17 protein-coding genes are annotated in these 17454 nt (G+C 73.0%); 8 read left to right on the top strand and 9 right to left on the bottom strand.

Annotated elements, in window-relative coordinates; translation table 11 throughout:
* Positions 1-4: 4 nt before the first annotated feature.
* Positions 5-1048: a 2-hydroxyacid dehydrogenase gene (locus ACZ46W_RS23090; RefSeq protein ID WP_468340441.1), complete on the top strand. Its 1044-nt coding sequence runs from the start codon at positions 5-7 to the stop codon at positions 1046-1048.
* Here ACZ46W_RS23090 and ACZ46W_RS23085 read toward each other — a convergent pair.
* Positions 1045-1854, bottom strand: coding sequence for an SDR family NAD(P)-dependent oxidoreductase (locus ACZ46W_RS23085; protein ID WP_468340438.1), 810 nt, complete (start codon positions 1852-1854; stop codon positions 1045-1047). The genes ACZ46W_RS23090 and ACZ46W_RS23085 overlap by 4 nt on opposite strands.
* 95 nt (positions 1855-1949) lie before the next feature.
* Here ACZ46W_RS23085 and ACZ46W_RS23080 point away from each other — a divergent pair, with 95 nt between their 5' ends.
* The 4 genes from ACZ46W_RS23080 (at position 1950) to ACZ46W_RS23065 (ending at position 6024) form a co-directional block, all read left to right on the top strand.
* Positions 1950-3464, top strand: a complete 1515-nt coding sequence (locus tag ACZ46W_RS23080; RefSeq protein WP_468340434.1) for an MFS transporter — start codon at positions 1950-1952, stop codon at positions 3462-3464.
* Between the two features lie 264 nt (positions 3465-3728).
* A complete protein-coding gene (locus tag ACZ46W_RS23075) occupies positions 3729-4142 on the top strand; it encodes an SRPBCC family protein (protein ID WP_468340431.1) in 414 nt (137 codons plus the stop codon).
* 7 nt (positions 4143-4149) lie between these two features.
* Positions 4150-4458, top strand: coding sequence for a hypothetical protein (locus ACZ46W_RS23070; RefSeq protein WP_468341156.1), 309 nt, complete (start codon positions 4150-4152; stop codon positions 4456-4458).
* Between the two features lie 99 nt (positions 4459-4557).
* The gene (locus tag ACZ46W_RS23065; protein WP_468340428.1) at positions 4558-6024 is read left to right on the top strand and encodes an aminotransferase class I/II-fold pyridoxal phosphate-dependent enzyme; all 1467 of its coding nucleotides are present in this window, start codon (positions 4558-4560) and stop codon (positions 6022-6024) included.
* Between the two features lie 15 nt (positions 6025-6039).
* Here the strand turns inward: ACZ46W_RS23065 and ACZ46W_RS23060 are convergent, their stop codons facing one another.
* Together ACZ46W_RS23060 and ACZ46W_RS23055 are read right to left on the bottom strand one after the other, a co-directional pair.
* Positions 6040-7233: an amidohydrolase gene (locus tag ACZ46W_RS23060; protein WP_468340426.1), complete on the bottom strand. Its 1194-nt coding sequence runs from the start codon at positions 7231-7233 to the stop codon at positions 6040-6042.
* Between the two features lie 93 nt (positions 7234-7326).
* A complete protein-coding gene (locus tag ACZ46W_RS23055) occupies positions 7327-8565 on the bottom strand; it encodes an FUSC family protein (RefSeq protein WP_468341153.1) in 1239 nt (412 codons plus the stop codon).
* A gap of 125 nt (positions 8566-8690) precedes the next feature.
* Here ACZ46W_RS23055 and ACZ46W_RS23050 point away from each other — a divergent pair, with 125 nt between their 5' ends.
* Positions 8691-9500: an SDR family oxidoreductase gene (locus tag ACZ46W_RS23050; protein ID WP_468340423.1), complete on the top strand. Its 810-nt coding sequence runs from the start codon at positions 8691-8693 to the stop codon at positions 9498-9500.
* Positions 9501-9573: 73 nt separating this feature from the next.
* Here the strand turns inward: ACZ46W_RS23050 and ACZ46W_RS23045 are convergent, their stop codons facing one another.
* The 4 genes from ACZ46W_RS23045 to ACZ46W_RS23030 form a co-directional block, all read right to left on the bottom strand.
* Positions 9574-10362, bottom strand: a complete 789-nt coding sequence (locus ACZ46W_RS23045; RefSeq protein ID WP_468340420.1) for a metallophosphoesterase family protein — start codon at positions 10360-10362, stop codon at positions 9574-9576.
* Positions 10359-10613, bottom strand: a complete 255-nt coding sequence (locus ACZ46W_RS23040; protein WP_366126968.1) for a hypothetical protein — start codon at positions 10611-10613, stop codon at positions 10359-10361. The genes ACZ46W_RS23045 and ACZ46W_RS23040 overlap by 4 nt, the downstream gene beginning before the upstream one ends.
* Positions 10610-11248 carry a nucleotidyltransferase family protein gene (locus tag ACZ46W_RS23035; protein WP_468341150.1) on the bottom strand — a complete coding sequence of 213 codons (639 nt, stop codon included), beginning with the start codon at positions 11246-11248 and terminating at the stop codon, positions 10610-10612. The genes ACZ46W_RS23040 and ACZ46W_RS23035 overlap by 4 nt, the downstream gene beginning before the upstream one ends.
* Before the next feature lie 247 nt (positions 11249-11495).
* On the bottom strand, positions 11496-13028 hold the full coding sequence (locus ACZ46W_RS23030) for a collagen-binding domain-containing protein (RefSeq protein WP_468340417.1): 1533 nt from the start codon (positions 13026-13028) through the stop codon (positions 11496-11498).
* Between the two features lie 134 nt (positions 13029-13162).
* Between ACZ46W_RS23030 and ACZ46W_RS23025 the strand changes: the two genes are divergently transcribed.
* The gene (locus tag ACZ46W_RS23025; RefSeq protein WP_468340414.1) at positions 13163-15103 is read left to right on the top strand and encodes an ABC transporter ATP-binding protein; all 1941 of its coding nucleotides are present in this window, start codon (positions 13163-13165) and stop codon (positions 15101-15103) included.
* Position 15104: 1 nt separating this feature from the next.
* Here ACZ46W_RS23025 and ACZ46W_RS23020 read toward each other — a convergent pair whose 3' ends face one another.
* A complete protein-coding gene (locus ACZ46W_RS23020) occupies positions 15105-15950 on the bottom strand; it encodes a GNAT family N-acetyltransferase (protein WP_468340411.1) in 846 nt (281 codons plus the stop codon).
* 48 nt (positions 15951-15998) lie between these two features.
* Positions 15999-16442, bottom strand: a complete 444-nt coding sequence (locus tag ACZ46W_RS23015) for a hypothetical protein (RefSeq protein ID WP_468340409.1) — start codon at positions 16440-16442, stop codon at positions 15999-16001.
* A 410-nt stretch (positions 16443-16852) separates the two neighbouring features.
* Here ACZ46W_RS23015 and ACZ46W_RS23010 point away from each other — a divergent pair, with 410 nt between their 5' ends.
* A complete protein-coding gene (locus ACZ46W_RS23010) occupies positions 16853-17437 on the top strand; it encodes a hypothetical protein (RefSeq protein ID WP_468340406.1) in 585 nt (194 codons plus the stop codon).
* Positions 17438-17454 lie beyond the last annotated feature (17 nt).

The raw sequence follows: 17454 nt of genomic DNA, 5'->3' as shown, positions 1-17454 counted from the left end.
CACCGTGACCACCACCGTCCTCGCCGCCGGCGACCACTTCGTCCTGCCCGGGCTGCTCGCACGGGAACTGCGCGCCGCCGCGCCGTCCGGCGCCGACCTGGACGTACGCGAGATCCAACTGCCCTGGCCGCACACCCCGTTCGGCCCGGTCGCCGAGGTCGACGAGGCGTCCGGCGGCGAGGACGAGCTGATCGAGGCGCTGCGCGGCGTCCGGATCTGCCTCACCCAGATGGCCCCCCTCACCGAGCGGATCCTCAAGGCGTGCCCCGACCTGGAGCTGTTCTGCGTCAGCCGGGGCGGCCCCGTCAACGCCAACCTGGCGGCCGCCACCCGCCACGGCGTCGCCGTCTGCTACGCCCCCGGCCGCAACGCCGTCGCCACCGCCGAGCACACCCTCGCCCTGATCCTCGCCGCCGCCCGGGGGATCGGCGACGTCCACACCGACCTCAAGCACGCCGTCTGGCGCGGCGACTACTACGACTACGACAACTGCGGCATCGAGATCGACGGCTCGGTCGTCGGCCTGGTCGGATTCGGCGCGATCGGTTCACGGGTGGCGCGCGTCCTGGCCGCCATGGGCGCCACGGTCCTCGTCCACGACCCGTACGTGAAGCCCGAGGCGGTGGAGGGCGTCGCCGAACTGGTCCCGCTGGACGAGCTGCTGAGCCGCTCGCGGATCGTCTCGCTGCACGCGCGCGTGACGGAGGAGACCAGGGGCATGATCGGGGCCGCGCAGATCGCGTCGATGCCACGCGGTTCGGTGCTCGTCAACTGCGCGCGCGGCGCGCTCGTCGACTACGAGGCCGTGTGCGACGCCCTGGACTCGGGACGGCTGGCGGGCGCCGGTTTCGACGTCTTCCCCGCCGAGCCGGTGCCGGCCGGGGCCCGGCTGCTGTCCACGCCGGGCGTCGTCCTCACCCCGCACATCGCGGGCGCCAGCCGGGAGGTGGCCCACAAGGCGGCCCGGATCGTGGCGGGCGAGGCCGCCCGTTTCCTGCGCGGCGAGCCGCTCGCCCACTGTGCCAACCCCGAGGTCATCGGCCGCTAGGCCCTTGGTCCTGGAGTCGGTTTCTCGCCTCCGGGGCGCGGCCGGGACAGGTACCGCTGGCCGGTGGCCTTGAGCCGGTCGGGCAGCACCTTGACGGCCGCGCCCAGGGCCTTCGACCGCACCGAGCCGGCGACCACCCTCGGCCGGCCGCGCATCAGGGCGTCGAACGCGTCCTCGGCGACCTCGTCCGGGGCGTCCTTCGGGATGCGTCCGAGGCGGGTGTCCTCCATGCCGGCGCGGCGGAAGAACGCCGTCTCGGTGGCGCCCGGCATGAGCGACGTCACCGTGACCCCGGTACCCGCCAGCTCGCTGCGGAGCCCCTGGGCGAAGGACTGGAGGAACGACTTCGAGGCGCTGTACACGGTCTGGTACGGCCCCGGCGCCATCGACGCGACCGACGAGGTGATCAGCAGCCGGCCGTCGTCCTCGGCGACCATGCCGCGCAGCAGCCGGTGTGCGAGGTGCACCGTCGAGCTGATGTTGACGTCGATGATCCGGGCGTGGTCCGCGAGGCCGACGTCGGTGAACGCCCCGCCCGCGCCCATCCCCGCGTTCAGCGCGGCGGCCGCGACCGGGCGGCGCGTCGCGAGCACCGCGCCGTACAACTGCTCCACCCCGTCGTAGGTGGCCAGGTCGGCCCGCACGGCGGTGACATCGGCGCCCAGGGCGCGAAGCCGGTCGGCGGCGGCCCCGATGCCCCGGTCCTCGGCGCAGACCACCAGGTCGAACCCGTGACCGGCGAACTGCCGGGCCAGCGCGAGACCGATCCCGCTGGAGGCGCCGGTCACCACGGCCAGTGGCTTCACACCGTTCACCCTCGCCGGGTACCCATGGTGCGCCACCGTTTCACCGGTTTGATCATGGGGTACCCGCCCGCCGTGTTTTCGCCTCGGAGGTGACCATGACCGATCCGGAGCTCGGGCAGGCGTCGAACGGGACCGTGACCACCCAGGTGCCGGCCAGGCTGGACAGACTGCCCTGGTCGCGCTGGCACTGGATGATCGTCGTGGGGCTGGGCACCGTCTGGATCCTGGACGGCCTCGAAGTCACGATCGTGGGCAGCATGGCCGGCCGGCTCTCCGAGGAGGGCAGCGGGCTCGCCATCAGCAGCGCCCAGGTCACCGGCGTCGCCGCCGCGCTCTACGTGGCCGGGGCGTGCTCCGGGGCGCTGTTCTTCGGCTGGCTCACCGACCGCTTCGGCCGCAAGAAGCTCTTCCTGATCACCCTGGCGGTCTACCTCGCCGCGACCGCGCTGACGGCGCTGTCCTACTCGGCCTGGTGGTTCTTCCTCTTCCGCTTCCTGACCGGCTTCGGCATCGGCGGCGAGTACGCGGCCATCAACTCCGCCATCGACGAGCTGATCCCCAGCAAGTACCGGGGCCGGGTCGATCTGATCATCAACGGCAGTTTCTGGCTGGGTGCCATGGGCGGCGCCCTGCTGTCGGTCCTCGCCCTCGACACGGGCATCCTGCCCAAGGACCTGGGCTGGCGGATCTCCTTCGGCCTCGGCGTCGTCCTCGGGCTGGTCATCCTCCTCGTACGCCGCCATGTGCCCGAAAGTCCCCGCTGGATGTTCATCCACGGCCGCGAGGAGGGCGCCGAGCAGCTCGTGGCGGACGTCGAGCGGCAGGTGGAGGCGGAGACGGGCCGCCCGCTGCCCGCACCGGCCGGGGCGATCACCATCAAGCAGCGGCACAGCGTCGGGTTCGTCCAGATCGCCCGTACGCTCTTCCGGGCCTACCCCCGGCGGGCGGTGCTGGGCCTGGCCCTGTTCATCGGGCAGGCCTTCCTCTACAACGCCATCACCTTCGGGTTCGGTTCGATCCTGGTGACGTTCTTCGACGTGGGCACCGGCTCCACCGGTTACTTCTTCGCGGTCATCGCGTTCGGTAATTTCCTCGGCCCCCTGCTGCTCGGCCGCCTGTTCGACACCTGGGGCCGGCGCCCGATGATCGCCGGTACGTACCTGCTGTCGGGCGCGCTGCTCTTCGTCACGGCGTGGCTGTTCTCCAACGGCTGGCTGACCGCCACCACCATGACCGTGAGCTGGTGCGTGGTGCTCTTCTTCGCGTCCGCCGGTGCCAGCTCCGCGTACCTCACGGTGAGCGAGATCTTCCCCATGGAGACCCGGGCGATGGCCATCGCGTTCTTCTACGCCGTCGGCACGGCCGCCGGTGGCGTGTCCGGCCCGCTGATCTTCGCCGGGCTCACCGAGAGCGGCGTGGTCGCGGACACCGTGCTCGCCTTCTGCATCGGCGCCACGCTCATGGTGGCCGGCGGCCTGGTGGCGCTGTTCTTCGCCGTGGCGGCCGAACGCAAGGCGCTGGAGGACATCGCGACGCCGCTGTCCGCGCAGGCGGCGAGCGCCATGACGCCGGGCGGCCCGGCGAGCGCCACCGCCCGCACGGCGCCGTGAGGGGCGGGGGAGGGGCCGACTGGATCGAACGCCACTCGATGGTTTATCGTTCATTCAGTCGGTTGTGAAGAAGTCTTCACCACCCCCACATACTGCCCCGGCTGGTTCCCCCGTCCAGCCGGGGCTTCTCTCGTTCCCGCCCCGGCCCGCCGCGCAGTGCCCCGCCCCGGCCCGCCCCGCAGTGCCCCGCTTCAGTTCCGGCAGGCCGGGCACCCGTTCCCCGGAAGACCCCGAGTCGAGCCAGGAACGAGGAACGGTGGAGCGATGACCGAGTACGAGCGTTCACGCACCATGCCGGCACTGCCCGAGCACGTCTTCGACCAGGCCGCCAACGTCGACCAGCTCGACAACTGGCTGCCCGAGGCCCTGCACGTGCACGCCGAGGAGCTGCCCGCCGTCACCGTGCACGAGGACCGCACCGACGAGGACACCTCCGCGCTGCTGCGCGCCGAGAAGGACCAGATGCGCCTGGAATGGGGCACCAGGGAGCAGGGCAGCTACGCCGGCTGGCTCCAGGTCGCGGGCATCGGCAGCGGGGCCAGCGAGGTGACCGTGCACCTGTCCTTCTTCGACGAGAGCCACGACCCGGGCGAGAAGCCGGTCAACGACGCCCTCGACCGGAGCCTGGAACGCCTGGAGGGCCAGGTGCGCATGCGTGTCGACAACGCCGCCGGCTGACCTCCCCATGCCGTCGGGGAAGCGTTACGCGGTCGCCGCGTCCGGACAGTGGACGGACGAGGAGGAGGGCCGCCGGAGGCTGCCCGCCGGGGAGGTCCACGCGTGGGAGCCCGGCATGAACCAGACCGTCTGCGGCCTCTCGCTCAGCAGGTCCGAGCTGGGCCGCTTCCCGCACGTCGTCTGGCAGGACGTCCTCCCCGAGTCCGGCGGCGCCGCCGACCGCGTCCGGCGCGTCTGCCCGCGCTGTGCCTCCGTCGCGGGCCGCCGGGGCGCCGACGCCCGGCCGCGCTGGCAGCGCGTCCGCCCCCGGCCATGACCCGGCCGTGCGCCGCCCAGGGCCACCGGCCATGACCCCGGCCGGGGCCCGCCATGATCGTCACCGTTTTTGTCCCGGTTCGCGGGGCACTGGGATGGCATGGACCACTCACAGGCACCCGTGCTCGACGCGCTGGCCGCGTACCACTTGGAGAACCAGACCCCCTTCACCCCGCCCGGCCACAAACAGGGCCGGGGCGCCGACCCCCGGGTGCGCGCCGTCCTCGGTGACGCCGTCTTCCGCAGCGACGTGCTCGCCACCAGCGGGCTGGACGACCGGACCTCCTCCCACGGCATCCTCGCCCGGGCACAGGAGCTGATGGCCGACGCCGTCGGGGCGGAGCACACCTTCTTCTCGACCTGCGGCAGCTCCCTGTCGGTCAAGGCCGCCATGCTCTCGGTCGCCGGACCGCACGAGAAACTGCTGGTCGGGCGCGACGCCCACAAATCGGTGGTGTCCGGTCTCGTCCTCGCCGGGATCGTCCCCATCTGGGTCGACCCCCAGTGGGACGCCGAACGCCACCTGGCCCACCCGCCGTCCGCCGACGCCTTCCGCGCCGCCTTCGCCGAGCACCCCGACGCCCGGGGCGCCCTGGTGACCACCCCGACGCCCTACGGCACCTGCTCCGACCTGCCCGCCATCGCGGAGGCGTGCCACGAGCACGGCGTACCCCTCATCGTCGACGAGGCGTGGGGCGCCCACCTGCCCTTCCACCCCGACCTGCCCACCTGGGCCATGGACGCCGGGGCCGACGTCTGCGTCACCTCCGTGCACAAGATGGGCTCCGGGCTCGAACAGGGCTCGGTCTTCCACCTCCAGGGCGACCTGATCGAACCCGAGGTCCTGAAGAACCGCGAGGACCTGCTCGGAACCACCAGCCCCTCCGTGCTCGTGTACGCCGCCCTCGACGGCTGGCGCCGCCAGATGGTCCAGCACGGCCACGCCCTCTACGACGACACGCTGGCCCTCGCCAAGACGGTACGGGCGCGGATCGCCGAGATCGACGGCCTGCACGTCCACGGGCGCGACGACTTCTGCGGGCCCGGCCGCGCGGCCGACCTGGACCCGCTCCAGGTCATCGTCGACATCACCGCCCTCGGCACCACCGGCTACCGGGCCGCCGACTGGATCCGCGAGCACCACCGCATCAACCTGCACCTGTCCGACCACCGCCGCAGCAGCGCCCAGCTCACCCACGCCGACGACGAACGCAGCGCCGACGCCCTGCTCGACGCCCTGCGCGACGTCACCGAACACGCGGACGAGCTGCGCCCCGCGGCGGAGGTGGAGGTGCCCGACCCGGCCGAGCTGCGGCTGGAGCAGGTCATGCTGCCGCGCGACGCGTTCTTCGGGCGGGTCGAGCAGGTGCCGTGGGAGAAGGCCGTCGGCCGGGTCAGCGCCGAGATGCTCACCCCGTACCCGCCCGGCATCCCGGCCGCGCTGCCGGGCGAGAAGCTCAGCTCCGAGGTCCTGCGCTACCTCCGCAGCGGCGTCGAGGCGGGCATGGTCGTCCCGGACGCCGCCGACACGGAGGTGAAGACGGTACGGGTGACGGTGGAGCACTGAGGCGGCGCCGAGCCGTCACCGGCCGGCCGCCGCCTTCTGCCGCAGGCACGCCCAGGCGTCCTCGCGGACTCCCGCACCCAGCAGCACGTCCGCCGCCGTGCAGGCCAGCGCCTCCGCCGCAGCCAGCATCACCCGGCGCCCGCGCGGCCCCGCCGCCGCCTCGGCGAACTCGGGCGTGTGGTCCGAGCCCTCCGACCCCATGATGGCCACGAACGGGTGGATCGCCGGCACCCGCGTGCTCACGTTGCCGATGTCGGACGACCCCAGGTACACGCCCGGCACCGGCTCCGACAGCCGGATGCCCGCCCGGTCCAGGTGGCGGGCGAACAGCCCGGACAGCACGTCGTTGTCGCGGAAGTGCTCGTACCGCCCGCCCTCGACGGTCACCTCCACCCGCGTACGGGTGGCCGACGCCACGCCCCCGGCGCACGAGCGCACCTCCTCCACCAACTCCTCCAGCGCCGCTGTCGTCGCCCCGCGCAGCCCGAACGCGCCCTCGGCGTACTCCGGGACGATGTTGGTGGCCCGCCCGCCGTCCGTGATGATGCCCTGCACGTGGGACCCGGACGGCAGCCGCCGCTGGAGCACACCCAGGGTGTTGAACAACTGGATCAGGGCGCCGAGCGCGTCGATGCCCTCCGTCGGGTTGCCCGTCGGATGCGCGGCCCGCCCGTGGAACGCCACCCGGACGCGCGCGCTCGCCGTCAGCGGCGCCCACGCCCAGTCATGGACGCCCGGGTGGAACATCAGCGCCGCGTCGACCCCGTCGAACAGCCCCGCCTCCACCTGCACGGCCTTGCCGCCGCCGCGCTCCTCCGCCGGCGTCCCCACCGCCAGCAGCGAACCCGGCACCTCGCCCAGCGCGCCCCGCACCGCCAGCGCCGCGCCCAGCCCAGCCGCCGCGATCAGGTTGTGGCCGCAGGCGTGCCCCAGCAGCGGCAGCGCGTCGTACTCCATCAGCAGCGCCACGCACGGCCCCGCCCCGCCCCCGGCGCGGCCGGTGAACGCCGTCGGCAGGCCCGCCACCCCCCGCTCCACCCGGAACCCCTCCCGTTCCAGCTCGGCGGCCAGCAGCGCCGCCGCCTCCCGCTCCTCGAACGCCGTCTCCGGCGCGCGGTGCAGCGCGAGGCTCACGTCCCACAACCGGTCCGCGCGAGCGGTGACCTCCTCCCCGATCCGGTCGTACACGGGCTCCGGGTTCTCCGACACGTACGCCTCCTTCGTCGGCCGACGGACACCCCGCACGTGTTCCACGCCTGCGCGGTCTCAGGCCTCCAGGGGCTCCCGGGCCCTCCGGGGCGCTCAGGTCTCCACGCTCGGCCGCCGCTCGGCCCCGGCCTCGCCGGTCAGCCGGCGGCGCAGCGCCGCCAGCCGCGGGTAGCGCTCGCTGAGCTCCGCCGAGCGGCGGTCCAGCTCCTGCATCAGGCGCTCGCTCCGCTTGTCGAGGTCCAGTTCGTCGAGGATCCGGTCGATCTCCGCGAGCAGCGCGCCGTGCAGTTGCCACTGCCGGGGGTGCTCCTGCACGTCCTCCAGCAGCATGTCGGCGACCCGGTCGCGGGTGGCCCGGCTCGCGGCCAGGGCGGCGGTCAGCCGCTCCTCCGCCGCCTCCGCGTTGGCGGCCACCTGCGTGGTGATCAGCCGGGCGAAGCTCTCGATGGCGTCGGCCATCTGCTCGAACAGCTCCTTGAGCCCGGCCGACACGTCCGGCGGGAACAGGGACTCCTCCGTGCGGAACTTCGCCAGGTCGGTCAGGCTCCGGGTCAGCACCCGGAGCACCACCGCGCAGATCTCCAGGGTGTCCAGCCCCGTCCGCAGCACCACCCGGGACAGCAGCCCCTCCCGTACGCGCGGGTTCATCCGCAGGCTCTCCTCGGCCTGCCGCAGCGACGCGTCGACCTCCACGATGTCGTGGTCCAGCCGCCGCGCCTCGTGCAGCCGGGCCGCCGCGTGCGGGAAGGGGATGTGGCCCTCGGAGATCTCCGCGCCCATGGTGCGGAACATCCGGCCCATCCCGCGCGCCAGCCCGTCGATGGACGCCCCGGCCGACTGGGTCCACACCGGGGGCGCGAACAGCAGGTTGAACAGCAGGCCCACCCCGGCGCCGATCAGCGTCTCCAGCACCCGGTGCCAGGCCGCCGACGCCGCCTGGGAGACACCGAGGACCAGCATCGCGCTGATCGCCACCTCCGGCACGAACTCGTCCACCCGCACGAACCGGCCGATGATCAGCGAGGTGAAGATCGTCAGGCCGAGGCTCCACCAGTTCAGCCCCACCAGGGCGGTGAAGCCGATGGCGATGAGGACGCCCACGACCACCGAGTTGACACGCCGGATACCGGTGGTGAGCGTCGCGTACAGGGTCACCTGCACGACGAGCAGCGCGGTCAGCGGCGCCGTCAGCGGGGCGGGTTGCGCGGGCAGGACCATCAGGGCGACGACGAAGGAGATGACGGCGGCGGCCGTGGAACGCAGCGTCTGCGCCGCGACGGGCTCGGTGGTCCGCCGCACCAGTTTGATCACGGGTGCTGATACGTCCGGCATCCCATTCACGTGCCCGATCAGAAGCCACTCACCACACTTCAGCCCCAGGAACCCCTCGGACGCCGTTTTGCCTCACCCGTGACGTGGTACCGCCAAAGTCCGCGACCCCTTGTCGAGGAGGCACGATGAACCCGCCCGTGGACCGGGGCACCCCGGTCGCCGTCGTCACCGGCTCCGACTCCGGCATCGGCCGCGCCACCGCCGTCCGGCTCGCCGCACAGGGCATGGACGTCGGCATCACCTGGCACACCGATGAGGACGGCGCGCACCGGACCGCCGAGGAGGTACGCGGCCACGGGCGCCGCGCCGCCGTCGCGCGACTGGACCTGACCCGGCTGCCGGAGGCCGCCGGAGTCGTCGACGAGCTGGCCCGTGAACTCGGCCGTATCGACGTCCTGGTGAACAACGCGGGCACCGGCACGGCCACGCCGTTCCTCGACATGACGTACGACACCGTGCGGGACGTGCTCGACGTCGACCTGATCGGACCGTTCCTGTGCTCCCAGACCGCCGCGCGCCGCATGATCGAGCAGGGCGAGGGCGGACGGATCGTCAACGTCACGTCCGTGCACGAGCACCAGCCGCGCGTCGGAGCGGCGCCCTACTGCGCGGCCAAGGGCGGACTCGGACTGCTCACCCAGGTCATGGCGCTGGAGCTGGCCGAGTACGGCATCACCGTCAACGCCGTGGCGCCGGGCGAGATCGCCACCCCGATGACGGGCCAGGAGGACGAGGACGTACGCAAGAAGTCCCGCCCGGGCGTGCCGCTCGGACGGCCCGGCGACGCGCGTGAGGTCGCCGCCGTCATCGCCTTCCTGGCCGGCGAGGACGCCTCGTACGTCACCGGCGCCTCGTGGGTGGTGGACGGCGGCATGCTGCGGATGGGCCCGCAGGCCGGCTCCCACCTGGAGAGCGACGCCTGGCGCCGCCCCTGACGCGCATGCGGAAGGGCCCCGCCCGGGGCTTGCCGGAGCGGGGCCCTCGCCCTCGGGGGGCCGGCCGCGGGGCCTAGTGGGCCCCCACCGTGTCGGCCCCCGTCCTCACGCCGCCGTCACCCACCGCGGCGCTCCCGGCATGCACGGGCAGGTGATAGACCGCGAAGGCACGGCCGATCACCGGTTGGGCGACATTGCGCACCCGCACCCCCTCACTGGTCATGCCGTGCTCGGTCCCCATGTGCGCGTGGCCGTGCACGGCGAGGTCCGCGCCGCCCTCGTCGACCGCCTCGGCCAGCAGGTAACTGCCCAGGAACGGATAGATCTCCAGCGGCTCGCCCGCGAGCGTGTCCGGCACGGGCGCGTAGTGCGTCAGCGCGATCCGCACGGCACAGTCGGCCTCCCGCAGCATGTTCAGGGACTGCCGCAGCCCGTCCGCGCAGCGCCGGGTGTAGCGGATGAAGTCCTTCATCTCCGGCTCGCCGAACTCACCGCCGCTGCGCCCGGCGAATCCACCGCCGAACCCCTTCGTCCCGGCGACCCCCACGTGCACGCCGTCGATGTTCAGCACCGTGCCCTCGCCCTCCAGGACGGTCACCCCCGCCCGGTCGAGCGCCGCGGTCACCTCCGCCTCCTGGTCGCTCTGGTAGTCGTGGTTGCCCAGGACGGCGACGACCGGCACCCCCAGCCCGGCGACCTCGGCGGCCACGACCTCGCCCTCCTCGGCGGTGCCGTGCCGCGTCAGGTCCCCGGCCAGCAGCAGCAGGTCCGCCCGCTCGTGCAGTTGCTCGAAGGCCGGCCGCAAGGTGCCCGCGCTGCCCGGGCCCAGATGGATGTCACCGACCGCTGCTACTCGGATCACGACAGCTCCTCGGGGTGGTCGGGGGCGTCCGCGCAGACGACGACCAGGTCCTCGCGCAGCGGCAGCCCGGCCAGTTCCTCCTGTGCGATACGCAGGATCTCGGACCGGCACTCGGCGCTGGCGACGGTGCCGTACAGCATCACGCTCGTCCCGCGCTGCTCGATCCTGATGCCGAGTTCGGCGATGTCCTCGCTCGCCAGCCGGTCCCGCAGATGGGCGATGCGGTACTCGGCGGTGTCGGCGGCGCTCATGGCGTTGCCTCCCGTGGTGCGCGTGGTTCGATCACGTTCAGACGCTCCAGCAGGTACAGGAACGCCTCGGGCATCGGAGAGCCTTCGTTCTCCCGGCGCAGCAGGTCCCAGTCGATCTTCTCCCGCAGTGTGCGGGCGATCGGCAGCACGGCGCCGAAGTCGCAGTGGTGCTCCGAGAAGGCGGCCAGCAGACTGCCCACCAGATCGGTCGGCGACAGCACCGGCATCCGCACCGAGTCCACCGGCAGCGTGTGGGCCCGGTCCAGCAGCTCACGCGTCACCGGGTGCCGCGCCAGCTCGAAGATCAGGTCGATCTCCTCCCCATGGCTGCGCGCCTTGATCAGCCAGTCCTCCGGCGGCACCCGGACCGGGATGCCGGCGGCCTCCAGGTCCTGGGTGATCACCTCCGCGTCCTCGCGCAGGATGGCGAAGTCGGTGTCGTGCTGGAGGCTCTGCGGCACGCCGTGCGCGTACGCCGCCACACTGCCGGCCAGGGCGAACGGGTGCCCCTTGCTCTTGAGCAACGCGGCCACCTGCTTGGTGGCCTCCAGGATGGCCTGCGTACGGTCCGGAGGATGGCCGGCGAGGGGATCACCGGGTCCACCCGGGCCACCGGCCGGTGCCCCACCGCCCACGGGCACGCCGAGCAGCGCGCCGTCGGGCTCGCCCTCCACGGCTCTGCCCCCGGCCAGACGCAGCCCGGATGGCCCGAACGGCTCGGCCGGCTCGGCCGGCCCGGTGGGCGCGCTCGGCTGGGAGGCGTCTTGCGAGTGGTTCCTCACGGGTGCTCCGCCCTCTCATCGGCCTCTGGGAGGCGGTTCGGGTACCCGGGGCTGTACTTTTTATGGCTCGGTTCGCCTCCGGAGGAGGCACCCCACCGGATCACTCGCCGGGGTTCTTGTCCTTGCGGCGGGACGCCCTGGTCAGGGCCGTGCCGGTGGCGACGAGCAGGGCGGCGCCGGCGCCCAGGAGCCACAGCTTCGGCCCGGCGCCCGTGTCCGCCATCTCGCCGGGCGGGGCCGGCTCCGGCTCGGCGTCGGGCTCCGCGTCGGGGCCGGGCTCCGCGTCGGCGTCGGGCTCCGCGTCGGCGTCGGGCTCCGCGTCGGCGTCGGGCTCCGCGTCGGGGCCGGGCTCCGTTTCGGCGAGCGGCTCGGAGTCCGGCACGGGGTCCGGCACCGGTTCCGCTTCCGGCTCCGGGGCGGTTTCCGGCTGTGTCGCCGAGGGCGGCTCCGCGTCCGCGTCCCGGGCCGCCGCCGCGTCCGGCAGCGGCCCCGGTTCCGGTGCCCGCTCCGGTCCCGGCGCGCCCGGCCGGGGTGCCGGCGCGTCGCACGTCGGTTCCGCCGCGAAGGGGGCGCTGTGGAGGGCGCCCGCGAGGGGGCCCGTTTTGAGCGAGCGGACCACGAGGTCGCCCTCGATGGCGGCGGGGCTGCCGTCGGTCAGCTCCGCGCGGGGCGCGTAGAGGGAGCCCCGGAGGGTGTCGCCCGCCGTGAGGGCGAGGTCCGTGGCGTCGGCGAAGGTCCACAGGACGTACGGCGCGTCCGCGCGGCCGATGCCCGTCATCGTCGGCGTACGCCAGGACAGTTCGCCGCCCTCGGCGGTCGTGTCGACCACGATCACGAGCGGCCGAGCCGCCGTCGGCCGGTGCTCGAACGCCAGCACCCGGGTGCGGGCCAACTGCGCGCCGGTCAGCCGCAGCACGTTCGTACGGCGGTCGGCGAGCCGGACCCGTACCGTGCCGTCGGGGGTGACCGGGCCGGCGGGCAGCGCCACCGTGCCCGGGCAGCGGGCCAAGGCGTCGGCGCGCTGCCGGTGGCCCGCGAAGAGCGCGCCGAAGTCGAGGAGGCCACGGACGGGACCCACCGACGACGGCGGCTGCGCGGTGGTCAGCTCCACGCGCGGCGTCGTGCCGTAGCCCGCGCCGGCCGGGACCAGCCGGGTCTTGACGGGCGTACCGTCCATGCCGGTGGCCCGCGTCGCGCTGCGGGAGAGGTCGCCGACCTTGACGTACCGGTCGCCGGTCACCCGCAGGACCCCGTCCGCCGCGCTGCCGGGGAAGTCGACCGCGCCGTCGACCAGGAGCGCGGTGGGCCGAGCGTCCCCGGCGGCCCGGAAGCCGTCCGCCGCGCGCGGCGCGATGGTGTACCGCGACCGGAGGGCGAGGTCGCCGCCCACGGCGATGGCGCTCTCGCTGGTCGTGCCGCCGAGCAGCGCGTCCCGCCGTGTCACGACGCCGAACCCCTTGTTCGCGGCCATGGGGTTGCCGCTCATGGCCGACGCCTCGTGCACCGGGGCCACCGGCACCGCGGACGCGGCCACCGGCACCGCGGACGCGGACACCGGCACCGCGGCCGGGGGACTCGCCGCGCACAGCCCGCACACCAGCGCCGGAATCACGGCCAGTCCAGTCATTCCCATAGCGGAGAAAATAGGATCATCCGACTCGCGCCGGTCGCGACGCGCCCATCCCATAGGGTGACGTTTCACCCGGTCGGCAGTGGGGGAGCGGTTGCTGCGACGGCAATGGTGCCGCGGCAGCCGGGGGTGGGACCGTGCGTGACAAGAAGCTGTTCCGACGCACCTGGAGGGCCGAGCCCCCCGTCTCGAAGAGCGAACGCGAGCTCTTCGGCGGTGCCCTGCGCTACGACTTCGGCTGGGTCAAGCACGAGTACGCCCTCCTCGACCTGAAGCCCCTGGCCGCCGTGCGCGCGCTGCCCGGCCTCCTCGGCAGCACCCTGCGGCTCGCCTGGGAGTCCGACCGGCGCGCCCTGCTCACCGTCGGCCTCACCGAGATCGGCCAGGGCATCGCCCAGGCCATGGGCCTGCTCCTGACGAACCAGGTCCTCCAGGCCCTCTTCGCCGCCGGCACCACCGCCGACCGCCTCCGCGCCGCCCTGCCCGCGCTCGTCGCCGCCGGCGTGCTCGCCGTGGTCAACGCGGTCCTCGCCTCACTGTCCACGGCAGGCACCGGCCGCCTGGAACCCAAGGTCGAACGGCTCGCCACCGAGAAGTACCTCCACCGCGCCGCCGGGGTGGAGCTGGAGGCCATCGAGGACGGGGCCTTCCGCAAACTCCTGGACTCCGCCCAGTTCGGCGCCCTGGCCGCCCGCAACATGATCGGCGCCTGCGTGGGCGCCCTCAACGGCCTGTTCACCATCGTCGCCGCCGCGGGTGTCCTGACCGTGCTGCACCCCACGCTGCTGCCGCTGCTGCTGCTGATCGCCCTGCCACGCGGCTGGGGCGCCATGCACGTGGCGCAGCGCCGCTACGCCTCCCGGATGAACTGGATCGAGCACGAACGGGCCGCCCGCCTCGTCAACAACCTCATCACCAGCCGCGAGTCGGCCCAGGAGGTCCGCGTCCACCAGGTCGGCCGCTACCTCCTGGACAAGTTCCACGACATGGCCGAGACCTCCGAGGCCGAGCAGACCCGGCTCGCCGACGGGCGTGCCGTCACCGAGCTGATCGCCGCCGCCGTGTCCGGCGCCGCCGCGCTCCTGACGTACGCCGCCCTCGGCGTCCTGCTGCTCACCGGCCGTATGGACATCGCCATGGCCGGCACCGCCGCCCTCGCCGTACGCACCGGCTCCGCCAGCCTCAGCGCCCTGATCACCCAGATCAACACCCTGCACGAGGAGTCCCTGTACGTGCGGGACCTCGACCGCTTCACGGCGGCGGCCGACACCCGGGCCATCCCCACCGGCGGCAGACCCGTACCGGACTTCCCCGAGAAGATCACCTTCGAGAACGTCACCTTCCGCTACCCCGACCGTGAGGAACCCGCCCTGCGCGGCGTGTCCCTGACCATCGCCGCCGGCTCGGTGGTCGCCCTGGTCGGGGCGAACGGATCGGGCAAGTCCACCCTCGTCAAGATCCTCGCCGGCCTCCACCGGCCCGGCGACGGCCGTGTCATGTGGGGCGACACCGACCTCGCCGAGGCGGACCGGCTCGACGTCTTCCGCCATGTCGCCGTCCTCGACCAGGACTTCCAGCGCTGGCCGTTCACCCTCGGCACCAACATCCGCATCGGGCAGCCCGAGGCGGCCCCGCAGGAGGGCCGCGTCGAGAGCGCCGCCGCGTACTCGGGCGCCGACAAGCTCGGCGCGACGCTGCCGCGCGGCTACGACACCCTGCTGGCCCGCCAGTTCCGGCACGGCTCCGAACTGTCCGGCGGCCAGTGGCAGACCGTCGGCCAGGCCCGCTTGCGCTACCGCCGGGCGAACCTCGTCATCGCCGACGAGCCGACCTCCGCCCTGGACCCCGAGGCGGAGATCGAGTCGTTCCGGCGCATCCGCGCACTGGCCGCCGAGGGCAGGACCGTCGTGCTCGTCAGCCACCGGATGGCCGGCATCCAGTCCGCCGACGTCATCCACGTCCTCCACGAGGGCAGGCTCGTCGAGTCGGGCTCCCACCGGGAGCTGATGGAGCGGCCCGGCTCCCGCTACCGGCGCATGTACCTGCTCCAGGCCGACCAGTACGGCACGGCGCCGTGAGTCACCCCAGCTCCAGGGTGGTGATGCCGAAGACCCGCTCCCGCGCGAACGGACGGACCGGCCCCGTGTACATGCGCGCCGTGCGGAACGTCGGCACCAGGCCGCGCGCCTCGGCCATCCGCACGGCGGCGGCGTTCGACTCCGGTACGTCCACGGCGATCCCGCCCGGCCCGAAACCGTCCGCGAGCGCGTCCAGCAGCGCCTCCGCGTCGGCCGGCGTGTCCGCGAACAGCGGGCCGACCCGGGCCTCCTCGCGCGCCGGGCGGATCACCCCGTACCCCGTCACCCTCCCGTCCACGACCCGGGCGAGCGCCCGGTGGCCGGGCGCGCCCAGCCACCGCTGAAGGAATTGGGGCCGGTCGGCCGGGTAGCAGCCGCTGTCGTACGCGGCGAGCGCGGCGAGCCCCACCTCGGTGGCCGGCACCACCCCGGCGTCCGGGGCGCGTCCCGCCACCGTTCCCACGTACCGCGCCGTGCGGTGGGCCGGTTCGAAGCCCGAGCGGCGGTAGTTGTCCTGCTGCGCCGGAACCCCGTCGAGGCCGACCGTGCGGTTCCCGGCGTGGGCCATCGCCGCCTTCCAGGTGGCGAGCCCGTGACCGCGGCCGCGCCGGTCGGGTCGTACCAGGTAGAAGCCCAGAAAGGCGTACGTGTCGCTGTAGTTGACGACCGAGATGGCCGACACCGGCTCGCTCTCGCCGTCGAGCCTGCCCAGGAAGAACCCTTCGGGGTCCTGGGCGAAGAAGCTCGGCCCGTCCGTGAGGCCCGGGTTCCAGCCCTCCGCCGCGGCCCACTCGCACACGAGCGACCATTCCTCGGGCGTCGCCCGCGACACATTCAGGGGTAACAAGGGATCTCCTCCCGGCAGTTGTGCGTGGTAGCCGTACGCTACCGCCGGTCAGGTGTTGTACCGCTTGAGGAAGAGCTGCTTGCCGTACTCCTGACCCAGCCACAGGCGCCGGTCCTCCCCGAAGTCGGCGAGGTCCGGGTTGTCGAAGGTCTGTGGGTGGTTGGTGTGGGGATTGACATCGACGACGACCCGCTCCAGGCACCACGCCGGGTCGGGGCCGACGGGCTCGAAGCGCAGGTAGACGGGGTAGCGGTCCAGGTTGTCGGTGAAGAGCTGCGGCCTTCGCGGGTCGTTGTACGCGGCGTTCTCGACGTTGGCCTCCTCGCCCAGCACGAAGATCCAGTTTTCGCCGGTGCGGGTTCCGCTGGAGGTGCCGGCGGCGTCGAGGACGAACTCGCGGCCGGCGATGCCCAGGTACACCCATCCCTGTGTGCCCGCGTGCGGTACGTCGGCGGTCCTGATGTGCGCCTCGATCCTGGTGATCTTCGCCATGGGGATTCCTTCACTTTTCCCGACCATAATCCGGCGGGTGCTCGAGGGTCTCGTAGCGAGTTATTCCGCGCGCATCAAGGCATCAAATCCCTCTCCTTCATAAAGCTCGGTTATTGTTCTTCCCCGTCGGGTTTTATTCTCAATCCTTTTCGTATTTGATTGAATCTTTCCGCATGCTGAACGTCCGTGATTCGACTGCGCCAGCGTGCGCCGGGTATCGCGGATCGGGTACCGATTCGCGCTCGCTCGAAGGGGCGAATTCACCATGGATCCCGTTTTCTGGACGCGCTCGCCGGGAAACCTGGAATCATATCCGCACGGTCCGACTTTTCTCCGGATCCAGATGTTCCCCGGCGTGCGCGGCGCACCCGTAATCGCCACCCGCTGCCTCTTCACCGAAAGGCGGTTCCGTGTCCCGTCGACATTCTCGTACCTCGTTCAGCCGCGCGCTGCGCCGTATCCTGCGTGCCACGGAAGACCTCGCGGACGATGCCCTCGACAGGGCGGGGGACATCGAAAGCGGCGTCCGGCGGTCGGTCGGCCGGGCCCTGGACGACGACGACCGTGACCACCACCGCGACCACGACGACCGAGACCGGGACCGCGACCGGGACCGCGACCGCGACCGGGACTGGGACTGGGACGACGATCACGATCGGCGCCGCCGCCGTCGCGGACGCCGGGACGGGCCGTGCCGCCGTGACGACGGTCCTCGCCGGCGCTACCCGGACGAAGGGGAGCCGTACGACGGCGAGGACGACCCAGGCCCGCGGCGGCGCCGGGAGGCCGGTCCCGTCGACGACTCGGAGGAGCTCAGAGCCCTGAAGGACCAGATGGAGCTGGTGCGGCGTCGCCTGGACAGACGCGGGGTGGACGAGGAGCAGTACGGCACCGGATCCGTCCCGCGGTCACGCGGGTCCGACGACATCGCGGCTCTCAGGGACGAACTGGCACGGCTGGCCGACCGTATCGACCGCAATCGTGAAGCGCGCTGACCCGACGACGTGCGGCC

This window comes from Streptomyces sp. NPDC031064 (genome assembly GCF_055570965.1).
This window is presented reverse-complemented; position numbering and strand designations above follow the sequence as displayed.

What these genes read in the sequence shown, in the direction of transcription:
- ACZ46W_RS23080 (WP_468340434.1), top strand. Translation starts at nt 1,950, where the DNA reads ATGACCGATCCGGAGCTCGGGCAGGCGTCGAACGGGACCGTGACCACC.
- ACZ46W_RS23070 (WP_468341156.1), top strand. Translation starts at nt 4,150, where the DNA reads ATGCCGTCGGGGAAGCGTTACGCGGTCGCCGCGTCCGGACAGTGGACG.
- ACZ46W_RS23050 (WP_468340423.1), top strand. Translation starts at nt 8,691, where the DNA reads ATGAACCCGCCCGTGGACCGGGGCACCCCGGTCGCCGTCGTCACCGGC.
- ACZ46W_RS23065 (WP_468340428.1), top strand. Translation starts at nt 4,558, where the DNA reads ATGGACCACTCACAGGCACCCGTGCTCGACGCGCTGGCCGCGTACCAC.
- ACZ46W_RS23055 (WP_468341153.1), bottom strand. Translation starts at nt 8,565, where the DNA reads ATGCCGGACGTATCAGCACCCGTGATCAAACTGGTGCGGCGGACCACC.
- ACZ46W_RS23040 (WP_366126968.1), bottom strand. Translation starts at nt 10,613, where the DNA reads ATGAGCGCCGCCGACACCGCCGAGTACCGCATCGCCCATCTGCGGGAC.
- ACZ46W_RS23030 (WP_468340417.1), bottom strand. Translation starts at nt 13,028, where the DNA reads ATGGGAATGACTGGACTGGCCGTGATTCCGGCGCTGGTGTGCGGGCTG.
- ACZ46W_RS23015 (WP_468340409.1), bottom strand. Translation starts at nt 16,442, where the DNA reads ATGGCGAAGATCACCAGGATCGAGGCGCACATCAGGACCGCCGACGTA.
- ACZ46W_RS23075 (WP_468340431.1), top strand. Translation starts at nt 3,729, where the DNA reads ATGACCGAGTACGAGCGTTCACGCACCATGCCGGCACTGCCCGAGCAC.